Genomic DNA, 15,178 nt, shown 5'->3' on the forward strand with positions numbered 1-15,178 from the left:
ATGGATTAATCTCTCACCCCGACGCTAACAGCTCCTATTTTCGCTGTAAATCGAACTTAAGTAGGAGGGCTCCAACGGCTCGCCACAGGTGACGGTCCTTACTGCCCCGGGCTAGGTCTAGCATTCTCTCGTCAAGTATGGGCTGATGGTGTTCAATCGTGATAGACGATGTCCTCAGCAAAACACCAGATGCCGAAAAGCTCGCCGGTGTCATCGTTGGCGAGGACATAGACCAGCCCTTGGGCGCGCTTGGTGGCTTTCGCTTCCAGGCACACGTTGGCACCCAAGATGGGCAGTGTTGCCGATACTTGTTTGAAAGGGGAGTAAGAGACCGTCGTGGCATTCACATTGGGGTTGAAGCGCAGTACATCGTAGGTGACACCGTGGTATTGGAATTTGCGCTCACTTGGGTCCTCAGCGGGGGGCGGCCTCATTGGATTACTCACTCCTGGAACTGTAGGCCTGCAATTAGGAATCTGCCCCCCACTCGGAGGTTATGCACAGCTACAACACCAGGGTCGTTATGCAGCACGCCTTCACCGGACAAGAATACGAAGCTTATAAGGTTCAATATCCTGCTAGGCTCAAGAAGCCGCTGACGTTACGCCGCAAGTACTGAAGAATCATCCGATTTCATCTTCATCGACGGGAATATCTCATGGGCAATAGCCCTGAAGCAGCACTAGGAATTGCACTTCTCACTTCACTTGTGCGCCAAGACCGTGAAGCCTTCTTAACCATCGCTTCCGAGCTCGATGGCGGTAATGCTCAAGCCGTGGCCATCCTCGCGCGGCTAGGCGAGGCGATGGTTGCCATGATTGCTGACCTGCTGCAGATCAGCAATGAGGAAGCGCTCACGCGTATTGCAGCTTCCATCGCTCTGAGCAACAACTAGCGCCAAAAATCGGGGTCAGAAACAGAACCTCCACAAGTGAGAGCTGGGTAGCCTTGCTGCGTAGCATTGAGCACAGACTCGGCGTGCACCAATCGATCGCGGTCTTTTCAAAGACTGCGATTCTATGATGGTCAAAATGAGTCTGGCGCTATCGTAAAGCTCCTACGCCCGGCTAGACTGTAACCTACTGGCTCCGAATCTTGCTCAAACATTTTCAAGACATCGCGAGTCGCCCCTATCAAGGACATTATTTGCCTCGCAGTTCTCTGCTGGAATCTCCAGCTCCCACCGTAAAACCCGGTGATCCCAAAAGCTTCTTCCACGTCAAACAACTCGTCAGCCAAGCAGGACTGATCCGCCGCCGCCCCGGACACTACCTGGGCATCAGCATCGTCCTGACCACACTGCTAGCCGGCACCATCACCGGCATGGTACTGCTGGGCGAGAGCTGGTTCCAACTGCTCATGGCCGCCGCCCTGGGACTGCTGCTCACCCAATTCGCCTTCCTGGCCCACGAAGCAGCACACCGCCAAATCCTGGCCTCCGGCAAAACCAACGACAAACTCGGCCGCTTCCTGGCCAACATCGTGGTCGGCATCAGCTACCAGTGGTGGATGAACAAACACAACAAACACCACGCCACCCCCAACACCATCGGCAAGGACCCGGACATCGAATGGGACACCATCTCATTCCAGCCCGCCGACGCCCAACGCCAACGCGGCCTGCTCAAATGGATCACCCAGCGCCAAGGCTACCTCTTCTTCCCGCTGCTGACCCTCGAAGGGCTGAACCTGCACGCCCAGTCGATCAAGTACCTGTTCCTCGGGGACCGCGTCAAGCACCGCCGCCGCGAAATCATCTCGATCTTCACCCGCATCGCCCTGTACCTGGGCGCGGTCTTCCTCTTCCTCCCGGTCGGCATGGCCTTCGCCTTCCTCGGCGTGCAGCTGGCCGTCTTCGGCGTCTACATGGGAGCCTCCTTCGCCCCCAACCACAAGGGCATGCCAATGGTCCCCGCCGACGCCCGCATCGACTTCTTCTCCCGCCAGGTACTCACCGGACGCAACGTGATGGCCCGCACCGGCTTCGGCAACAGGGTGCTCTCCCACGTCTACGGCGGCCTGAACTACCAGGTGGAACACCACCTGTTCCCCTCGATGCCACGCGCCAACCTGGCCGGGGTATCGAACATCGTGCGCGCCTACTGCGCCGAGCACCAGATCCCCTACACCGTGGCCAGCGTGCGCGAATCCTACGCCCAGGTCATCACCTACCTGAACAAGGTCGGCCTCTCGGCCCGCGACCCGTTCGACTGCCCAATGGTCTCCGGCTACCGGCTTTCCTAACCGAATCTGCAGCCCCGGAGGAGAACTTCACACGCGGCTGAACGCCGATAGCCGCAAAAGGACACTCAGACTCTGAGGCTTCTCAAACTTCTGGTCCTGGAAACATGGTAAAGTTGTAATTAACAGATTCAGCAACGCGAACTAATGACTCGCGGTTTTGGATCTACTTTGGATTTTTAATAAGCGCCTCCTCGGAAGACAATTCCACGAGAGCGAATAGCGTCACTTGAAATATTCGTCCCTGCTTCTCACGCAGGGCATTCGAACGGACATACAAGGCCTAACCGCCTAGTTCGATCGACCATGCAATTATCTCCCCTGAAGCATTCTTGCTACCCAATCTCAGGAATCGACGATCGGGAAGCCTTCAAGCTTTCTCAAGCTTCACTGAATCATCAAGAGATACATCAAAGACTCACACTGCGCAGCGATAGCGGCGCAAGCTTAGACAGTCGTTATTAACGACGAACGAATAGGAATACACATGGCTACTGGCACCGTAAAATGGTTTAACTCCGAAAAGGGCTTCGGCTTCATCGCACCATCCGATGGATCCGCCGATGTTTTCGCACACTACAGCGCGATTCAGAGCTTCGGATTCAAGAACCTTGAAGAAGGCCAGACGGTTGAATACAAGCTGGAAGCTGGCCCCAAGGGCCCTCAGGCCACTGAGATCCAGGTTCGCTAAACGCACCTAGGTAATCTTAAAAGCAAGACGGGATGGGCTAAAGCCCATCCCGTCTTGCTTTTAATCTTTTCCGGCTACCGTCGCGTCAATGCTGGTTGAAACCTCCAGCCAAAAATTTTCACCCTTCAGACATAGGCAGCACCACCTCCGATGCCTACGTGGATCCAAGGTTTTGCTCCCGATGAATTGCCGTCCTTAAAACGGTGGAAAGCTCAACGTAACGCTCGTCGCGATCACTCTGGAATTCGAGACATTCCTCACTGACCGGCCCAAACAGGGTTGAAGGGTCGTCGAGGTCAAGATCGATACGAAATTCATCAATGACGTAGTCCTGCGGCACACAGCAAACGCCTGGAACGATCGCTCCAACTCCCAACGTCTACCTCCAGCGGCGCTGCCCCGGACAACCGTAACTGCTGCGACCAAAACCGAGTCCAGGGCAAACACCATATCTGAGCCCTGATCGCGCGGGCGCATCACCCGCTGGCAGTATTGATCGCAATCATCCCCGACGGGCCACCTGGGCGACGTTTCCGCGTTGAGACGTATTTGACTTTTACCTAGCCGGGACCGTTTGCCAGCCTTGGCGTTGCACAGCGCGGCGGTCATCGTTGCCGGCACGCTGCTCAGCGAAATCCCGCCTCGAGCGGCGAACGGCCAGCAGTCCCCCAGCGGGGCTCGTACGGGGACGCCTTGGCCGCGAATAGGCCGGCGAGTTTCTCCGGACGCAGCCCACAGCCCGCCCGGTCGCACCATGAACCGGGCGGGCCGAGGACCCTTCGACGCATCCCCGCGTCAGAGCCTATGGAAGCTTTCGGCGAGCGCGTATACCGGGGTGTCCAACCCCTCGTAACGGGCCTTGAGCTGCAGCCCCAGGTACTTGGAGTAATGGCGCGACTGGTGCAGGTTGCCACCATGGAACCACAGGTTCTTGACCCTGGTCGGCTTCCACATGTTGCGCAGCTCTCCCTCCCACGGGCCGGGATCCTTGGTGGTGCCCGAACCCAGACCCCAGCATTTGCCCACCTCGTCGGCGACTTCCTGGGAGATCAGCTGCGCGGCCCAGCCGTTCATCGAGCCGTAGCCGGTCGCGTAGACCACCGCGTCGGCGGGCAGCTCGGTGCCGTCGGCCAGCACCACTGAATGCTCGGTCAAGTGCGAGACCTCGCCCTTGGCCAGCGCGATGGACCCGTCGGCCACCAGCTCCGAGGCCCCGATGTTGATGTAGTAGCCCGAGCCGCGGCGCAGGTACTTCAGGAACAGGCCCGAGTCGTCATCGCCGAAATCCAGGTCGAATCCAGCGTCGGTCAGCGACTGGTAGAACTGCGCGTCGTCTTCCCTGATTTGCGCGAAGGCGGGCTTGTGGAACTCGGGAAGCACCTTGTAGGGGATCGAGGCGAAAATCAGGTCGGCCGTATTGTGATCGATCCCGTTGGCCAGCGCCTCCTCGGAGTACAGCGGGCCGAGCACGGTCTTCATCAGCGATTCGGAACGCACGATGTGCGTGCTGGAGCGTTGGACCATGACCGGCTTGGCGCCGTTGTGCACCAGGTCCGCACAGATGTCGTGGGCGGAGTTGTTCGCGCCGATCACCACGACGTTCTTGCCGCGGTAGGCTTCGCCGCCCGGGTGGGTCGAAGAGTGGTTCTGCTCCCCGGCGAAGAGGTCCTGGCCAGGATACTGCGGCAGGTTCGGGATGCCCGACATGCCGGTGGCCATGACAAGGTGCGTGGGGCGCAGGGTCAGCGGCTCCCCGTCGCGGATTACCTCGACGATCCAGCCTTCGCCCTCGGGGTCCTTGCGCACGCTGACGGCCTCGGTCAGGGACCAGTAGTCCAGTTCCATGAGCTTGGTGTAGCACTCCAGCCAGTCCCCCATCTTGTCCTTCGGGGTGAACACCGGCCAGTGGTCAGGGAACTCGATGTACGGCATATGGTCGTACCAGACTGGGTCGTGCAGGGCCAGAGAGTGGTAGCGCGAACGCCACTGGTCGCCGGGCTTGGGGTGCTTGTCGATGATCAGCGCGGGCACGCCCATGCGCTTCAGGCGCGCCCCCAGCCCGATACCGCCCTGGCCGCCGCCGATCACCAGCACGTAGGGCTGCTCCGTGATGCCCAGGGACTGCTGCGCCTTCTGCCGCCGGTCCAGCCAGTTCTCCGAGACCATGGCCGCGCCGTGGTCCGCACCCAGTGCGCGGCGCGGGCCGGACGGCTCGGGGAAGTCGCGCAGGTTCTGCGCGGTGGAGAGCATGGTCCAGCCCAGCGCGTCGCGCAGCCGGAACAGGCCCTTGCCCTGCATCGCATTGTTCTCGAAGGTGTACCAGGCCTCGATGACGCCGTCGGCTTCCGAAGCGCTGGTCACCTGCAGGTTGCGCGGCCAGGCACCGGCGTCGATGCCCAGCAGCATGGATTGGATGCCGTCGCGCCCCTCGGCGGTGTGCAGGTTCCAGGTCAGCGAGGTCAGGTCGCGCCAGTAGGATTCCTCGCCGAACAGCTGGGCCGCGGCGGTGGAATCGCCGGCCGCCAGCGCCTGCTGCAGCTTGGCCAGCCATGCTTGCGCCTGGACTTCCGGGGAGTTCTCAGCCATCGTCATCACTTCATTTCTTCCTGGAACCGTTGGGATGGTGCGGCGATTTCTGTGCCGCGTGGAATCCAGAATATGATGTGGGTCACAATTTGAAAGGGTTGCAAAAGGTTGCAGCCGAGTTGAGGTGCTTCCTTTTGGGATCATCGGCATCCTCAACCATTGAGCCTCTTGGATGCCAAATTCACTCGACCCTCTGAAGTTCAGAAAACCAGACAGCCACTGTCGAAGTACTGCGGATCATCGGCAGGCGTACTCGCCCTCGGCATTGTCGGTGTGCTGCTGTGGACACCTGAGGCGATCCACGGCCTGCCCCCAAGCAGCTCTTGATGGCGCGCATGGAACTATGCACCCAGATCAGCTTTATGACTCCTACGGCAACTACATCTTCGGCCAGATGACCGAAGCTCCGTATTTGGTCTTTGAATTCCACGAAGCGCAGGACCACTCGCTGTTGGTGAAAACTGGCGACGTGGCAGAGAAAGGCACCCCACTGGGCAAGCCCAGAACTTACAAGCCTGGTAAAAAGCCAGGTCCATCGACCTCAACGTATTTTTATCGTTGCTTGGCAGTCGTAAACATATATTGGGGTGATATTGCCCCGAACTGCGTAGGTCTTGCTCGCGGACTTGCTAAAACATATAACGCAACGAAGCGCTATAACAACGGACAGTATCCAGAACCAGAAGTGATTGTACTTGCCAGCAAGGTTATGGAATACCTTGTCCGGCTGATAGCACTGCATTTAGTCGACACCAAAGGTAACCTACTCGATAGTTTCAGAAAGGAGCCGGGCCTTCTCCGGATATCCGCCTTGCACCGGCACCTCGCGGTTTCGTTTGATGAAAACGGAACAGTGGTTCCATACGTGGTTTCGAGCGTTAATGAGCAGGAGCCCGAGGGGTAAAGAAAAATTTTCATGTGTCGCTATTCAATTAAGAGATTGCGCCAATAGGGACGGCACATCCCCAGTAAGTATTAATGCCAGCGTAATTAACCACGTCAGGCACGTCATTAAGCAGTGAAGCAGGCACGGACAGTGTTAAACAAGGTTTGTCTAGAACCGTTTACACAAGAAGGTCACGTGCCTGCCCTACCATCTTCCATCATCGAGCCCCTCTGGCGCCAATTCGAGGCACTGATCCCCGAACGGCCACGCACCCACCCGCTGGGCTGCCACAAACCAAGGATCAGCGATCGGATCATCTTCGACAAGCTCATCCACGTCCTCGTCCTGGGCGCCGCCTACGAGAAAATCAGTGACACCACCTGCTCGGCCACCACCATCCGACGCCGCCGCGACGAATGGATCAGCTCAGGGATCTTCCGCGAACTGGAGCAGATCTGCCTGGAGCCCTCCGGCCGGATCATCGGGTTGGACCTGGAGAACCTCGTCATTGACGGCTGCCTGGTCAAAGCACCGTGCGGCGGCGAAGCCGCCGGGAAATCCCCGGTAGACCGCGGCAAGCAAGGCACCAAGCGCTCGCTGATGACCGACGGGAAAGGGATCCCTGTCGGTTGTGTCATTGCCGGAGCGAACCGGCATGACTCCCCGCTGCTGCGTCCTACCCTAGAACGTCTTGCCCGTTTCGGTTACCGACTGCCCGAACAGATCACGGTCCATCTGGATGCTGGCTATGACAGCCGCAAGACGCGGGAGCTGCTTACCGAGCTGGGTTGCGGTTGGGAGATCAGCACCAAGGGCGAACCCCTTCAGGCCGGAGTGCGCTGGGTGGTGGAACGAACTAATGCGTGGCACAACCGAGGGTTCAAGAAGTTGGCGATCTGCACCGAGCGTAAGGTCCGGGTCATTGACGCGTTGATCAGCCTCGCGAACAGTGTCATCGTGATCCGCCGGCTGATCGGAGAAGCATGGGTGACCCATCGGTGGGATGCGAGGCCTAATCGAAAGCCTTAAGAACCAGTTGTTCCCTATTGGTGCGGATTCTAAGATTACCGATAACCTTAGAGCGTTTGTATGACTATCAAACGCCAGCCGCGTGGAACACTCCACGAACCCACCTCCATTGGGTGGAAGGTCGAGAAGGCAAGCAAAGATCGTTTTGCTGAGCTTGCCGAGAAATCTGGGTATACCAGTTCCGCGTTTTTGACCTTATGATGAAAACGGTCGAACTTGATAGTAGAGGAATCCCAAAGTGGGTTCCTGCTGAACTCGAAAAGGACCAGTTGCCTATCGATAAGCCTTAAACGGAAAAGGCCGCGCAGTGCGCGACCTTTTCTAAGAAGCCGAATCTAGATCTGCTCTACTCGCCAAAGTTTTCAGATCTAGATTGACCAGCAGCTTCCGGTTACCAAGCCGAACGCTCCCTTTCACTCCCAGATCATCAGCAATCCGAGTGCGCAAGGCTCCGTCGTTGGCGAGGTTGAACCAATACAACGCTGCCAGATCATAGCCCCCGGTGCCTAACCGGGCCTCGGCCATCGGTTGGTTCTCCAGGCGTTGCGCGCACGCACGAAACAGACCAGGTGAGGAAATGAACCCGGGCCTTTTCCCGTCCGAGGGGGAAGCTGGTGTAAGGTCTGCGAAGGCATTAAAGCAGGCCAGCTGCGTCAACGGGTCAAGGCCGAGGCCCCGGGAGATCGCCGCGATCGTCGCCGGAGCGATATTGCCTCGAGCGAGATGCTGCTTGACTCGCAGGCGGGGCAGATCCGCGAGGGCGGCGAGGCGCACGGCACTGGTGCCTGGAGAGACCTCATCCAGCCACGCTTGAACTTTATCGCGTCCTAGCTTCACTCACCGCTCATTCACTCATGCTCTAATGCAAGCTCGCAACGCGCCGACGGCGCAGTTCATGTGCCAACCCGTCCTAATTTATCGCGCCCTGAGGTTCTTTGAGCCAAGTTCAGGGGCGGGGACAAGACACAATCCGGCCACAAAACATTCGCCCGTCTGGAGAATTGGTTAACAACACCCAGTTTTGCATGCCATAGGCACTGAATAGAGATTTGGCGATCGATGACGGGCGCTAAAGAATCTTCTGCTTCGTTGAAAGGTGCTCGCTGGACTCCAACCGATGATGAAGTCTTTGATCGCTGGAAGCAGGTTGAAGTGGACCTGGGCCATTGGTGGGGGAGCTCCACAGTCCTGGCGCCACACGGAGACCATGTTTAGGCGGGGAGGGAGACGCAGAGACGAGTCGTAGGAGGCGATCAGTCTTCAGGGTTCAACTAACATTTCCCCCGCCACTTCATGATTTCTTTGCAACGAATTAGTAACGAAAATGGATTTCGCCGATATCCGTTCAATTTTCATCACTTGATGAAATAAACTCTCTGTAATTCAGGTCTCAAAAGTGGTAGCCGGTAGTAGGATTCCCAACTCAGTGATGACTTGAAGGCTCATCAACTTCACCTCACGGAGGAATCTTTGAAAAACGGCAAACGGCGAATTGCAGCTATAGTTACCGCCATTGGGTTGGCTTTGACAGCTTTGGTAGCGACGCCTGCGTATGCGGCTGACGGTGAGTCATATCTAGGTGGCGGAGTAGCCACTCCTGCCGCTATTAGCTACGGTGGTTTTTCGGGCACCTATTACACGGTAAACAACGTCACTAAGATCAAAAAGGTGACCCATGCTAGCAAGCATTACAACGGTACGAGCAGCAATTCCAAGGCATCATACTCCTCTGCCAAGCAGTCAACGCTAACTGCCGGTTTGACTTATTCGACCGGTGGGTCGGCCAGCTTTAATACTGTTCTGGCCAAGCTTGAAGGTAGCAGCCGATTGGACTTGGCAGCTTCGGGCTCTAAGACGAGCAGCAGCACGCTCTCAATCGATGCGACAATTAAGCCAAGAAAGTACGTTGTGGTGACGGCTGGAAACACAGAGGTCACAGGCAAGTGGAAGAAGAACTATTGCGCATCTGGCAATGCTGGGCTCGTGGTTAAGGCCAGCGGAACCGGCAAGTCTCACGCAATTCGGGAGACTGCAACCGTCCAGTGTGACCTATCGCAGCCGAAGGGATCGCTTGCTGCCCTGGCCAAATCGCGTTATTGCTAAGTTAGGTGGGCTCGATGAATCGAATCGCCGTTGTAGTTACTTTGTCTTGCTTAACCTTGGGACTCGCTTCGTGCACTAGCGCAGGAACGAGTGGGGTGCCCGAAGCGCCTACATTAAATTCGCCTTCAGCTTCGTCGTGCGATCGACCTTACGTCGTCAGTGACGGAGAGAAGAGAGCCGCCGCCGAGTTTATTCGCATCGATAGCTTCTATGACCAGGGGCTAAGCAGGACATTGCTCGACTTGAAGGCAACTTCAGCGCTTGAATGGGATCCAGATCCAAGTTGGGACAATACCGAGGAAGTGATTGATGCTGTCAATGAGGTCTCGCCCGACACTGTGGTTGCGCAGCCTTTTCCGTACGTCGAGGGGCTTGAATCCATGATGGAGACCTCTGAGCAGTCTCCTGGTTTTCTGGGGTATTACGCTGCTACGCCCTTGACTTATAGCTTTAGCGTTGAATGCCAAAATGATCAGGGAAATTGGTACAAGCTGAGTTTCTCTACTTGGACTGACTCCGATTTGGGCCTTATTGATTGCAACTTGAAGCTGGATTCGAAAGCGCCAGACGTCGCGCGCAACGCATACGGGAAGTACTGCGAGAAATCGTAAATCTCCCCAGTTGAAAGTGAAATGGGTGAGGGGACCAGTGCCGCTTTGGCACTGGTCACTTTTGGGCGGACTGCTATGGAGTACTGTCCCATGTCAGAGAGCCATGCAAAAGTTATGCATGAGCATTTGGTAATAGATCGCAAAGAACCCCGCCTATTTGGTGCTGGTGGCTTCTCGTTCCTATGCCCGCCATCGGGACACTGCGGTGAGATGTTGGATGGTTATGAAATCAATGGGCAGTTTCTATTGCCCAACGCCTGGTCGCGACGCATCGATGACGTCAACTGACTGGTGTATATCGCGGACGACCGAGCCATAACGATTCTGCAGACAAAATACCACCACTGACATGACCTTTTGTGCGTTTTAATCTGCTTTGGGACGTACTCCCCTAAGCTGATTTCAACTGGCATGCGCGGTTATTCGTGAACCGGGAATAGGCGGTTTTCCGGGCCGTTTGGGAACGTTGTTCGTCAGGTTCGGCGTGCTTCAATGTAACGGGCGTAGGCTGCGGCTGAGTCCACTGCGTGGCGTTCGATGGTGTCAACGCTAGCTGAAAATTGACCCCCTACCGCCAATCGAAAATTGACCCCTCCCCACCCAATTTCTTCTATGCCTGCTCAGCGTTGCTCAGCAGATCCCGACGGTTCTTCACCCGGTACGAATCACCAGACAACGACAACACCTCCGCATGATGAACCAAACGATCAATCATCGCCGAGGCAACAACATCATCACCAAAGACCTCACCCCACCGGCCAAAAGGCATATTCGAGGTCACCAGCACCGACCCCTGCTCATAGCGATGAGCAATCAGCTGAAACAGCAAATTCGCGGCCTCCGCATCAAACGGCAGGTAACCCACCTCGTCGATGATCAGCAACTTGTACCGCTTCAGGCGCCGCAGCTCATCGTTCAATTTCCCTGCCTGATGCGCTGCGGCCAGCCGTTGCACCCAGCCCGCAGCTGTCTCAAAAAGCGTCGGGTACCCCTGCTGGCAGGCTTTGACCCCCAGCGCGATGCCCAGATGGGTTTTCCCCACCCCGGGAGGCCCGAGCAGAATCACGTTCTCGGCCTTCGGGACGAACGTGGTCGTGGCCAGATGCGCCAGCACATCACGACGTAGCGAGGGCTGGAAATCACAGTTGAAATCCTCCACCGTCTTCATCGAGGGAAAATGCGCCCCGGCAATCCGCAACGCGGTGCCGCTGGCCTCCCGATCCGCGACCTGACGCTGGAGCACCGCGGCCAGATACTCCTCATGAGACCATCCCTCATCGCGCGCTTGATCGGCCAGCTGCTTCCACGTCCTGCGGATCGTGGGCATCTTGATGGCCCTGGCCAAATGCTCAATCGTTGCTTCCAAAGAACTCATTGCGGCTCTCCTAGAAAGTCCTGGCCGTCCAGGCCGAAGATTTTGTCGTAGTCGGATAGTTCGCGTGACTCAACCACCGGTTCGTTCACGTGGCTGGTGGTAGTACGGCGGATCTTGTTGAACGCCGAACGCAGCGTTGCAGCGACCTGCACATGGTCCGGGTCGGTAATGACCTGGTGCTTGGCCCAGCACCGCGGATGATCAGCCACCACCTGCTGATCGCAGACCCCGATGACCCGATCCATGGTGAGGGTGAAATCAACAAGCCGGCCAATCATCGAAGGGTCCACCGAGTAGTCATTGCGGTCCAGCCTCACGTAGTAGTCCCTGCTCAGCCGCACCCGATGGGTAAACCCGGTGGCCGGAGGCAGCGGCGGCAGGGCCGTCATCGCGGCCAGGTCCGTCGGGAGCCTGTCCAGGGGGCGGCCCTGGATTGAGCGGACCGTGCGCGCATTGGCTTTCGGCAGCCACCCGGACAGCTGCTGGTTGAAATCCTGCGGGGAGTTGAACTTCCTTCCCGGGAGGAAGGAGGTTTCAAAGAACTGGTTGTTGCGTTCTGTTTGCCCCTTGAACTCAGGATCCCGCGGCGGGGCCAGGAGGATCCTGGTCGCCAGCGTCCCGGCAAACGCCGCGGCGATTTCGGTGACTTTTCCCTTGCCGCCGATGGCTGACTCACGGTCCCAGATCAGTGTTTTGGGAACCGCGCCGGCCTTGTTGATCAAGCTCCACATTCCCGCAGTCAGGTCAGGGCCCTGCCGGCTGGGCAGCATCAGCGCGTCGAGCACCCTGGAATAGGACAGCGTCATCACCAACACCGGCAGCATCATCGACTGCCCGAACCCGACGGGAATACGCGGCTCGGGGAACCAAAGGTCCATTTGCGCCGCCTGACCTGGTTCGTGGACCAACCGGTCCGCGGGGTCCACGCTGGTGTATTCCGGTCGGATCAGTGCGACCCGGTTCTTCAGGGTGGAGATCGAATTCGTCCATCCGATCCGTTCGGCGATGACGGTTGCCGGCATGCGCGGGTATTCGCGCAGCAGCTTGCGGATCTCCGGTTCAAAATCATCGGCGATGGAACCACGCGCCGCCCGCTGGTATTTCGGCGGCTCGGTGGCTGCCAAGGCTGAGCGTACGGTATTGCGTGCGATGCCAAGGCGCCGCGAGATCTCTTTGATTGGCACGCCTTCTGCTCGATGCAGTCGACGGATCTCTGCCCACTGTTCCACATTGATCACTCCCTCAGAATGACTGTTGAATGGACCGGGTGGGGTCAATTTTCAAAAGTCGTTCAAGGGTCAGTATTCAGTTAGCGTTGACAGATGGTGGCCGGGGAGTATCCGAGGGCTTCAGCGATGATGGCCACTGGTGCCAGCTTGGTGAGTTCGTGGAGTGTTCCTAGCCGTGCGGCGCGGATGCTGAAAACTTTTCTAAGACGACCTGTGAGGTGTCCCGGGTTGATATGACGGCCGGGAAAACTTCCTCGGAATACCCAGTTGGTGTTGGGGTGCGAGGCGGTCAGATCATGGCCTGGCTTTGTGGCGAGTTCCCGCCATGGCTGGGCCAAGGGATCCGGCAGGGCGATTTGGACGTTTGCGAGTTGAATGGTGACTAGGGCGTGTCTCCTAAATCTAGTTGTGTGCACGCGCCATGATTGAGTCGTGGCACAAAGGTCTAGATTTACGCAGTTCACGAATGCGCAATGGGAACGAGTCGAACCACTCCTGCCATCGAACGAAGGCCGTAAAGGCCGTCCCTTCAGTGACAACCGCCGCGTCGTAGAAGGCATCATCTACCGTTACCGGACCGGAATCCCGTGGCGTGATCTCCCTGACCGGTATGGCCCTTGGCAGACCGTCTGGAAGCGGCATCGCCGCTACGCAACCGACGGCACCTGGGACCGCGTATTCGCGCACATCCTCGCCGAGGCCGATGCCGTAGGTGATATTGACTGGAACGTGTCGATTGACGCGACGATCAGCCGTGCTCACCAGCACGGCACGAACCTTCCGCGTCCGGACCAGGACACAGGGGGCTCTATCGAATTACAAGAATCTGCCGTTATGCGAGGTTGAACCGGAAGGTCATGGGATAGGGAGATCGCGCGGAGGGTTGAGCACGAAGGTGCATTTCGCGGTCGATGGGCATGGCCGCCCATTATCGATTGTGGTCACGGGTGGGCAACGTCACGACGGCGCGATGCTCCAGGAAGTAATCGGCGATATTCGAGTGCCAAGAACCGGGTCGGGGAACGCGCGGACGCGCCCCGAGTCGCTGCTTGCTGATCGTGGTTACACGTCACGAGTGAACCGCACGTACCTGCGTAAGCGGGGCATCACTGCTGTGATTCCGGAGAAATCTAACGAGATCGCTGCCAGGAAGCGTAGGGGTCGCGCGGGTGGGCGCCCGCCGGGGTTCGATGCTGAGAAGTATAAAGATCGCAACGTGGTCGAGCGGGCGTTTGGATTGATGAAGCAGTGGCGGGGGCTTGCGACTCGTTATGACAAGCTTGCGGTCACGTATCGTGCGGGAGTGGTGTTGGCAGCGATTCTGGTCTGGCTACGGATATAAGAGACACGCCCTAGCTCGCCTGTGATCGTCACGTCCTCCCAGGTCAGGTGTGCGATATTTTCGGCCTGCTGTCCGAAGACGAGGATGAGGATCGCTGCGGCCCGGTCACGGGTGTCTATTTCGTTGGTGTGGATGATCTGCTGGAGCGCTTGGTCTTGTCCTGCTTTGGCGAGTCTGGGGCTGGTGCCGCGACGGTGCGGAACGATCGCGAGCCCGGGTGGGGCAACTTTGGTCTTGATGGCCCACTTCAGGAATCTTTCTGCGACGCGACGGGTGGTCGGGCCTTCGGCTTGCCAGACGTCAAGATGGGACTGCTCTAGTTCGGGTAGCTTGATGCCGTGCTCAGTGAGCCAGTTCAGAAACTCGATGGCAACGGTGACTTCCTGTTTCGCGCGGAGGAAAGTGCCCCTGGTGATTTCGTCCATCTGGTTCATACGTCGCTGGTGGTTCCAGCGAATATACCGTCGGACGATGTCTCGGTTCGTGGTGCCGTCGATACGGTCAACGGCTTGGGTTGCCCAACTCTCGTAGCGGATTTTCAGTTCGTCGCGGCGGGAGAGCGCCCCGTGTTCGACGAGGAGGCCTCGAACGTATTCGCGGGTGGGGGAATCGGACAGTTTGTCGAGGGACTCATGGGTGATACGGGGCGTTGTTGCGAGGTTTCGAAGGAACTCCGTGACGTGCTTTTGGCGGATCCAAGTCAGGCCGCTATTAGCCCGTTTCATCGTCTTCAGTGCTACTGCCAGCGCGATCAATTCCGTAGCCATGGATCCCGTGGCTGGGTCCGTCAGTAGGTTGTCGACGACGTCGCTGAGCGTGCAGCTCCAGCAGCGTCCGCCGCTGTGGAGTTCGTCTTCGGCTCCGCAGCTCTGGCAGTCAACGTTGAGCCGGACTCCTGAACAGGTGCGGCATGCCGGCTGCTCATCGATGATGCCGGGCAGGACGCCTTCGTGGCCGCAGGCGCAGATTCCTCGGGTGCGTTTCGCCTGCTGATAACAGTAGGTACAGACTCCGCCGTCGGGCCAGCGTGCGACGGTTTGATAGTACTGGCCGCATCGGCTGCAGGGGAACGGCCAGCGGATCGG

General features: G+C 58.0%; 15 protein-coding genes. 8 read left to right on the top strand and 7 right to left on the bottom strand.

The genetic code is table 11. The annotated features are described in order from the left end of the window. Positions 1 to 152: 152 nt before the first annotated feature. Positions 153 to 434 (bottom strand): hypothetical protein, encoded by a 282-nt coding sequence (locus JQN66_RS17235; protein WP_204676095.1) that lies wholly within the window; start codon positions 432 to 434, stop codon positions 153 to 155. Positions 435 to 658: 224 nt separating this feature from the next. Between JQN66_RS17235 and JQN66_RS17240 the strand changes: the two genes are divergently transcribed. The 3 genes from JQN66_RS17240 to JQN66_RS17250 all read left to right on the top strand — a co-directional run bounded on the left by JQN66_RS17240 (position 659) and on the right by JQN66_RS17250 (position 2,932). After that, the gene (locus JQN66_RS17240) at positions 659 to 895 is read left to right on the top strand and encodes a hypothetical protein (RefSeq protein WP_188947958.1); all 237 of its coding nucleotides are present in this window, start codon (positions 659 to 661) and stop codon (positions 893 to 895) included. A gap of 251 nt (positions 896 to 1,146) precedes the next feature. Continuing rightward, entirely contained in the window at positions 1,147 to 2,244 is a 1,098-nt protein-coding gene (locus JQN66_RS17245; RefSeq protein ID WP_204676096.1) for a fatty acid desaturase family protein, read from the top strand. A 484-nt stretch (positions 2,245 to 2,728) separates the two neighbouring features. Beyond that, entirely contained in the window at positions 2,729 to 2,932 is a 204-nt protein-coding gene (locus tag JQN66_RS17250; protein ID WP_131089371.1) for a cold-shock protein, read from the top strand. Positions 2,933 to 3,086: 154 nt separating this feature from the next. Here JQN66_RS17250 and JQN66_RS17255 read toward each other — a convergent pair whose 3' ends face one another. Together JQN66_RS17255 and JQN66_RS17260 are read right to left on the bottom strand one after the other, a co-directional pair. Further along, positions 3,087 to 3,272 carry a hypothetical protein gene (locus tag JQN66_RS17255; protein WP_204676097.1) on the bottom strand — a complete coding sequence of 62 codons (186 nt, stop codon included), beginning with the start codon at positions 3,270 to 3,272 and terminating at the stop codon, positions 3,087 to 3,089. Between the two features lie 455 nt (positions 3,273 to 3,727). After that, entirely contained in the window at positions 3,728 to 5,518 is a 1,791-nt protein-coding gene (locus tag JQN66_RS17260; protein WP_204676098.1) for an NAD(P)-binding domain-containing protein, read from the bottom strand. Between the two features lie 343 nt (positions 5,519 to 5,861). On the opposite strand from JQN66_RS17260, the gene JQN66_RS17265 reads away from it, so the two are divergent. Both JQN66_RS17265 and JQN66_RS17270 read left to right on the top strand, forming a co-directional pair. Further along, entirely contained in the window at positions 5,862 to 6,422 is a 561-nt protein-coding gene (locus JQN66_RS17265) for a hypothetical protein (RefSeq protein ID WP_204676099.1), read from the top strand. Positions 6,423 to 6,599: 177 nt separating this feature from the next. Then, entirely contained in the window at positions 6,600 to 7,433 is an 834-nt protein-coding gene (locus tag JQN66_RS17270) for an IS5 family transposase (protein WP_204676100.1), read from the top strand. Between the two features lie 321 nt (positions 7,434 to 7,754). Here the strand turns inward: JQN66_RS17270 and JQN66_RS17275 are convergent, their stop codons facing one another. After that, complete coding sequence (locus JQN66_RS17275; protein WP_204676101.1) at positions 7,755 to 8,270, bottom strand: hypothetical protein; 516 nt, start codon at positions 8,268 to 8,270, stop codon at positions 7,755 to 7,757. Positions 8,271 to 8,903: 633 nt separating this feature from the next. Here JQN66_RS17275 and JQN66_RS17280 point away from each other — a divergent pair. Together JQN66_RS17280 and JQN66_RS17285 are read left to right on the top strand one after the other, a co-directional pair. After that, positions 8,904 to 9,536 (top strand): hypothetical protein, encoded by a 633-nt coding sequence (locus JQN66_RS17280; RefSeq protein WP_204676102.1) that lies wholly within the window; start codon positions 8,904 to 8,906, stop codon positions 9,534 to 9,536. Positions 9,537 to 9,550: 14 nt separating this feature from the next. After that, on the top strand, positions 9,551 to 10,147 hold the full coding sequence (locus tag JQN66_RS17285; protein WP_204676103.1) for a hypothetical protein: 597 nt from the start codon (positions 9,551 to 9,553) through the stop codon (positions 10,145 to 10,147). A gap of 610 nt (positions 10,148 to 10,757) precedes the next feature. Here JQN66_RS17285 and istB read toward each other — a convergent pair. Together istB and istA are read right to left on the bottom strand one after the other, a co-directional pair. Further along, positions 10,758 to 11,522, bottom strand: coding sequence for an IS21-like element helper ATPase IstB (istB, locus tag JQN66_RS17290; RefSeq protein ID WP_204676104.1), 765 nt, complete (start codon positions 11,520 to 11,522; stop codon positions 10,758 to 10,760). Then, positions 11,519 to 12,760: an IS21 family transposase gene (gene istA, locus JQN66_RS17295; RefSeq protein WP_204676105.1), complete on the bottom strand. Its 1,242-nt coding sequence runs from the start codon at positions 12,758 to 12,760 to the stop codon at positions 11,519 to 11,521. Before istA ends, istB begins: the two co-directional genes overlap by 4 nt. A gap of 423 nt (positions 12,761 to 13,183) precedes the next feature. Between istA and JQN66_RS17300 the strand changes: the two genes are divergently transcribed. Continuing rightward, a protein-coding gene (locus tag JQN66_RS17300) for an IS5 family transposase (RefSeq protein WP_239464072.1) occupies positions 13,184 to 14,093 on the top strand; the annotation gives its coding sequence in 2 pieces (ribosomal slippage) (positions 13,184 to 13,552 and positions 13,554 to 14,093; 909 coding nt in all). On the opposite strand, the gene JQN66_RS17305 is transcribed toward JQN66_RS17300, so the two are convergent. Further along, positions 14,021 to 14,860 (bottom strand): hypothetical protein, encoded by an 840-nt coding sequence (locus JQN66_RS17305; RefSeq protein ID WP_204676106.1) that lies wholly within the window; start codon positions 14,858 to 14,860, stop codon positions 14,021 to 14,023. The genes JQN66_RS17300 and JQN66_RS17305 overlap by 73 nt on opposite strands. Positions 14,861 to 15,178: the final 318 nt, after the last annotated feature.

It is taken from the genome of Glutamicibacter protophormiae (genome assembly GCF_016894325.1).
Classification (GTDB): Bacteria; Actinomycetota; Actinomycetes; order Actinomycetales; family Micrococcaceae; genus Glutamicibacter; species Glutamicibacter protophormiae.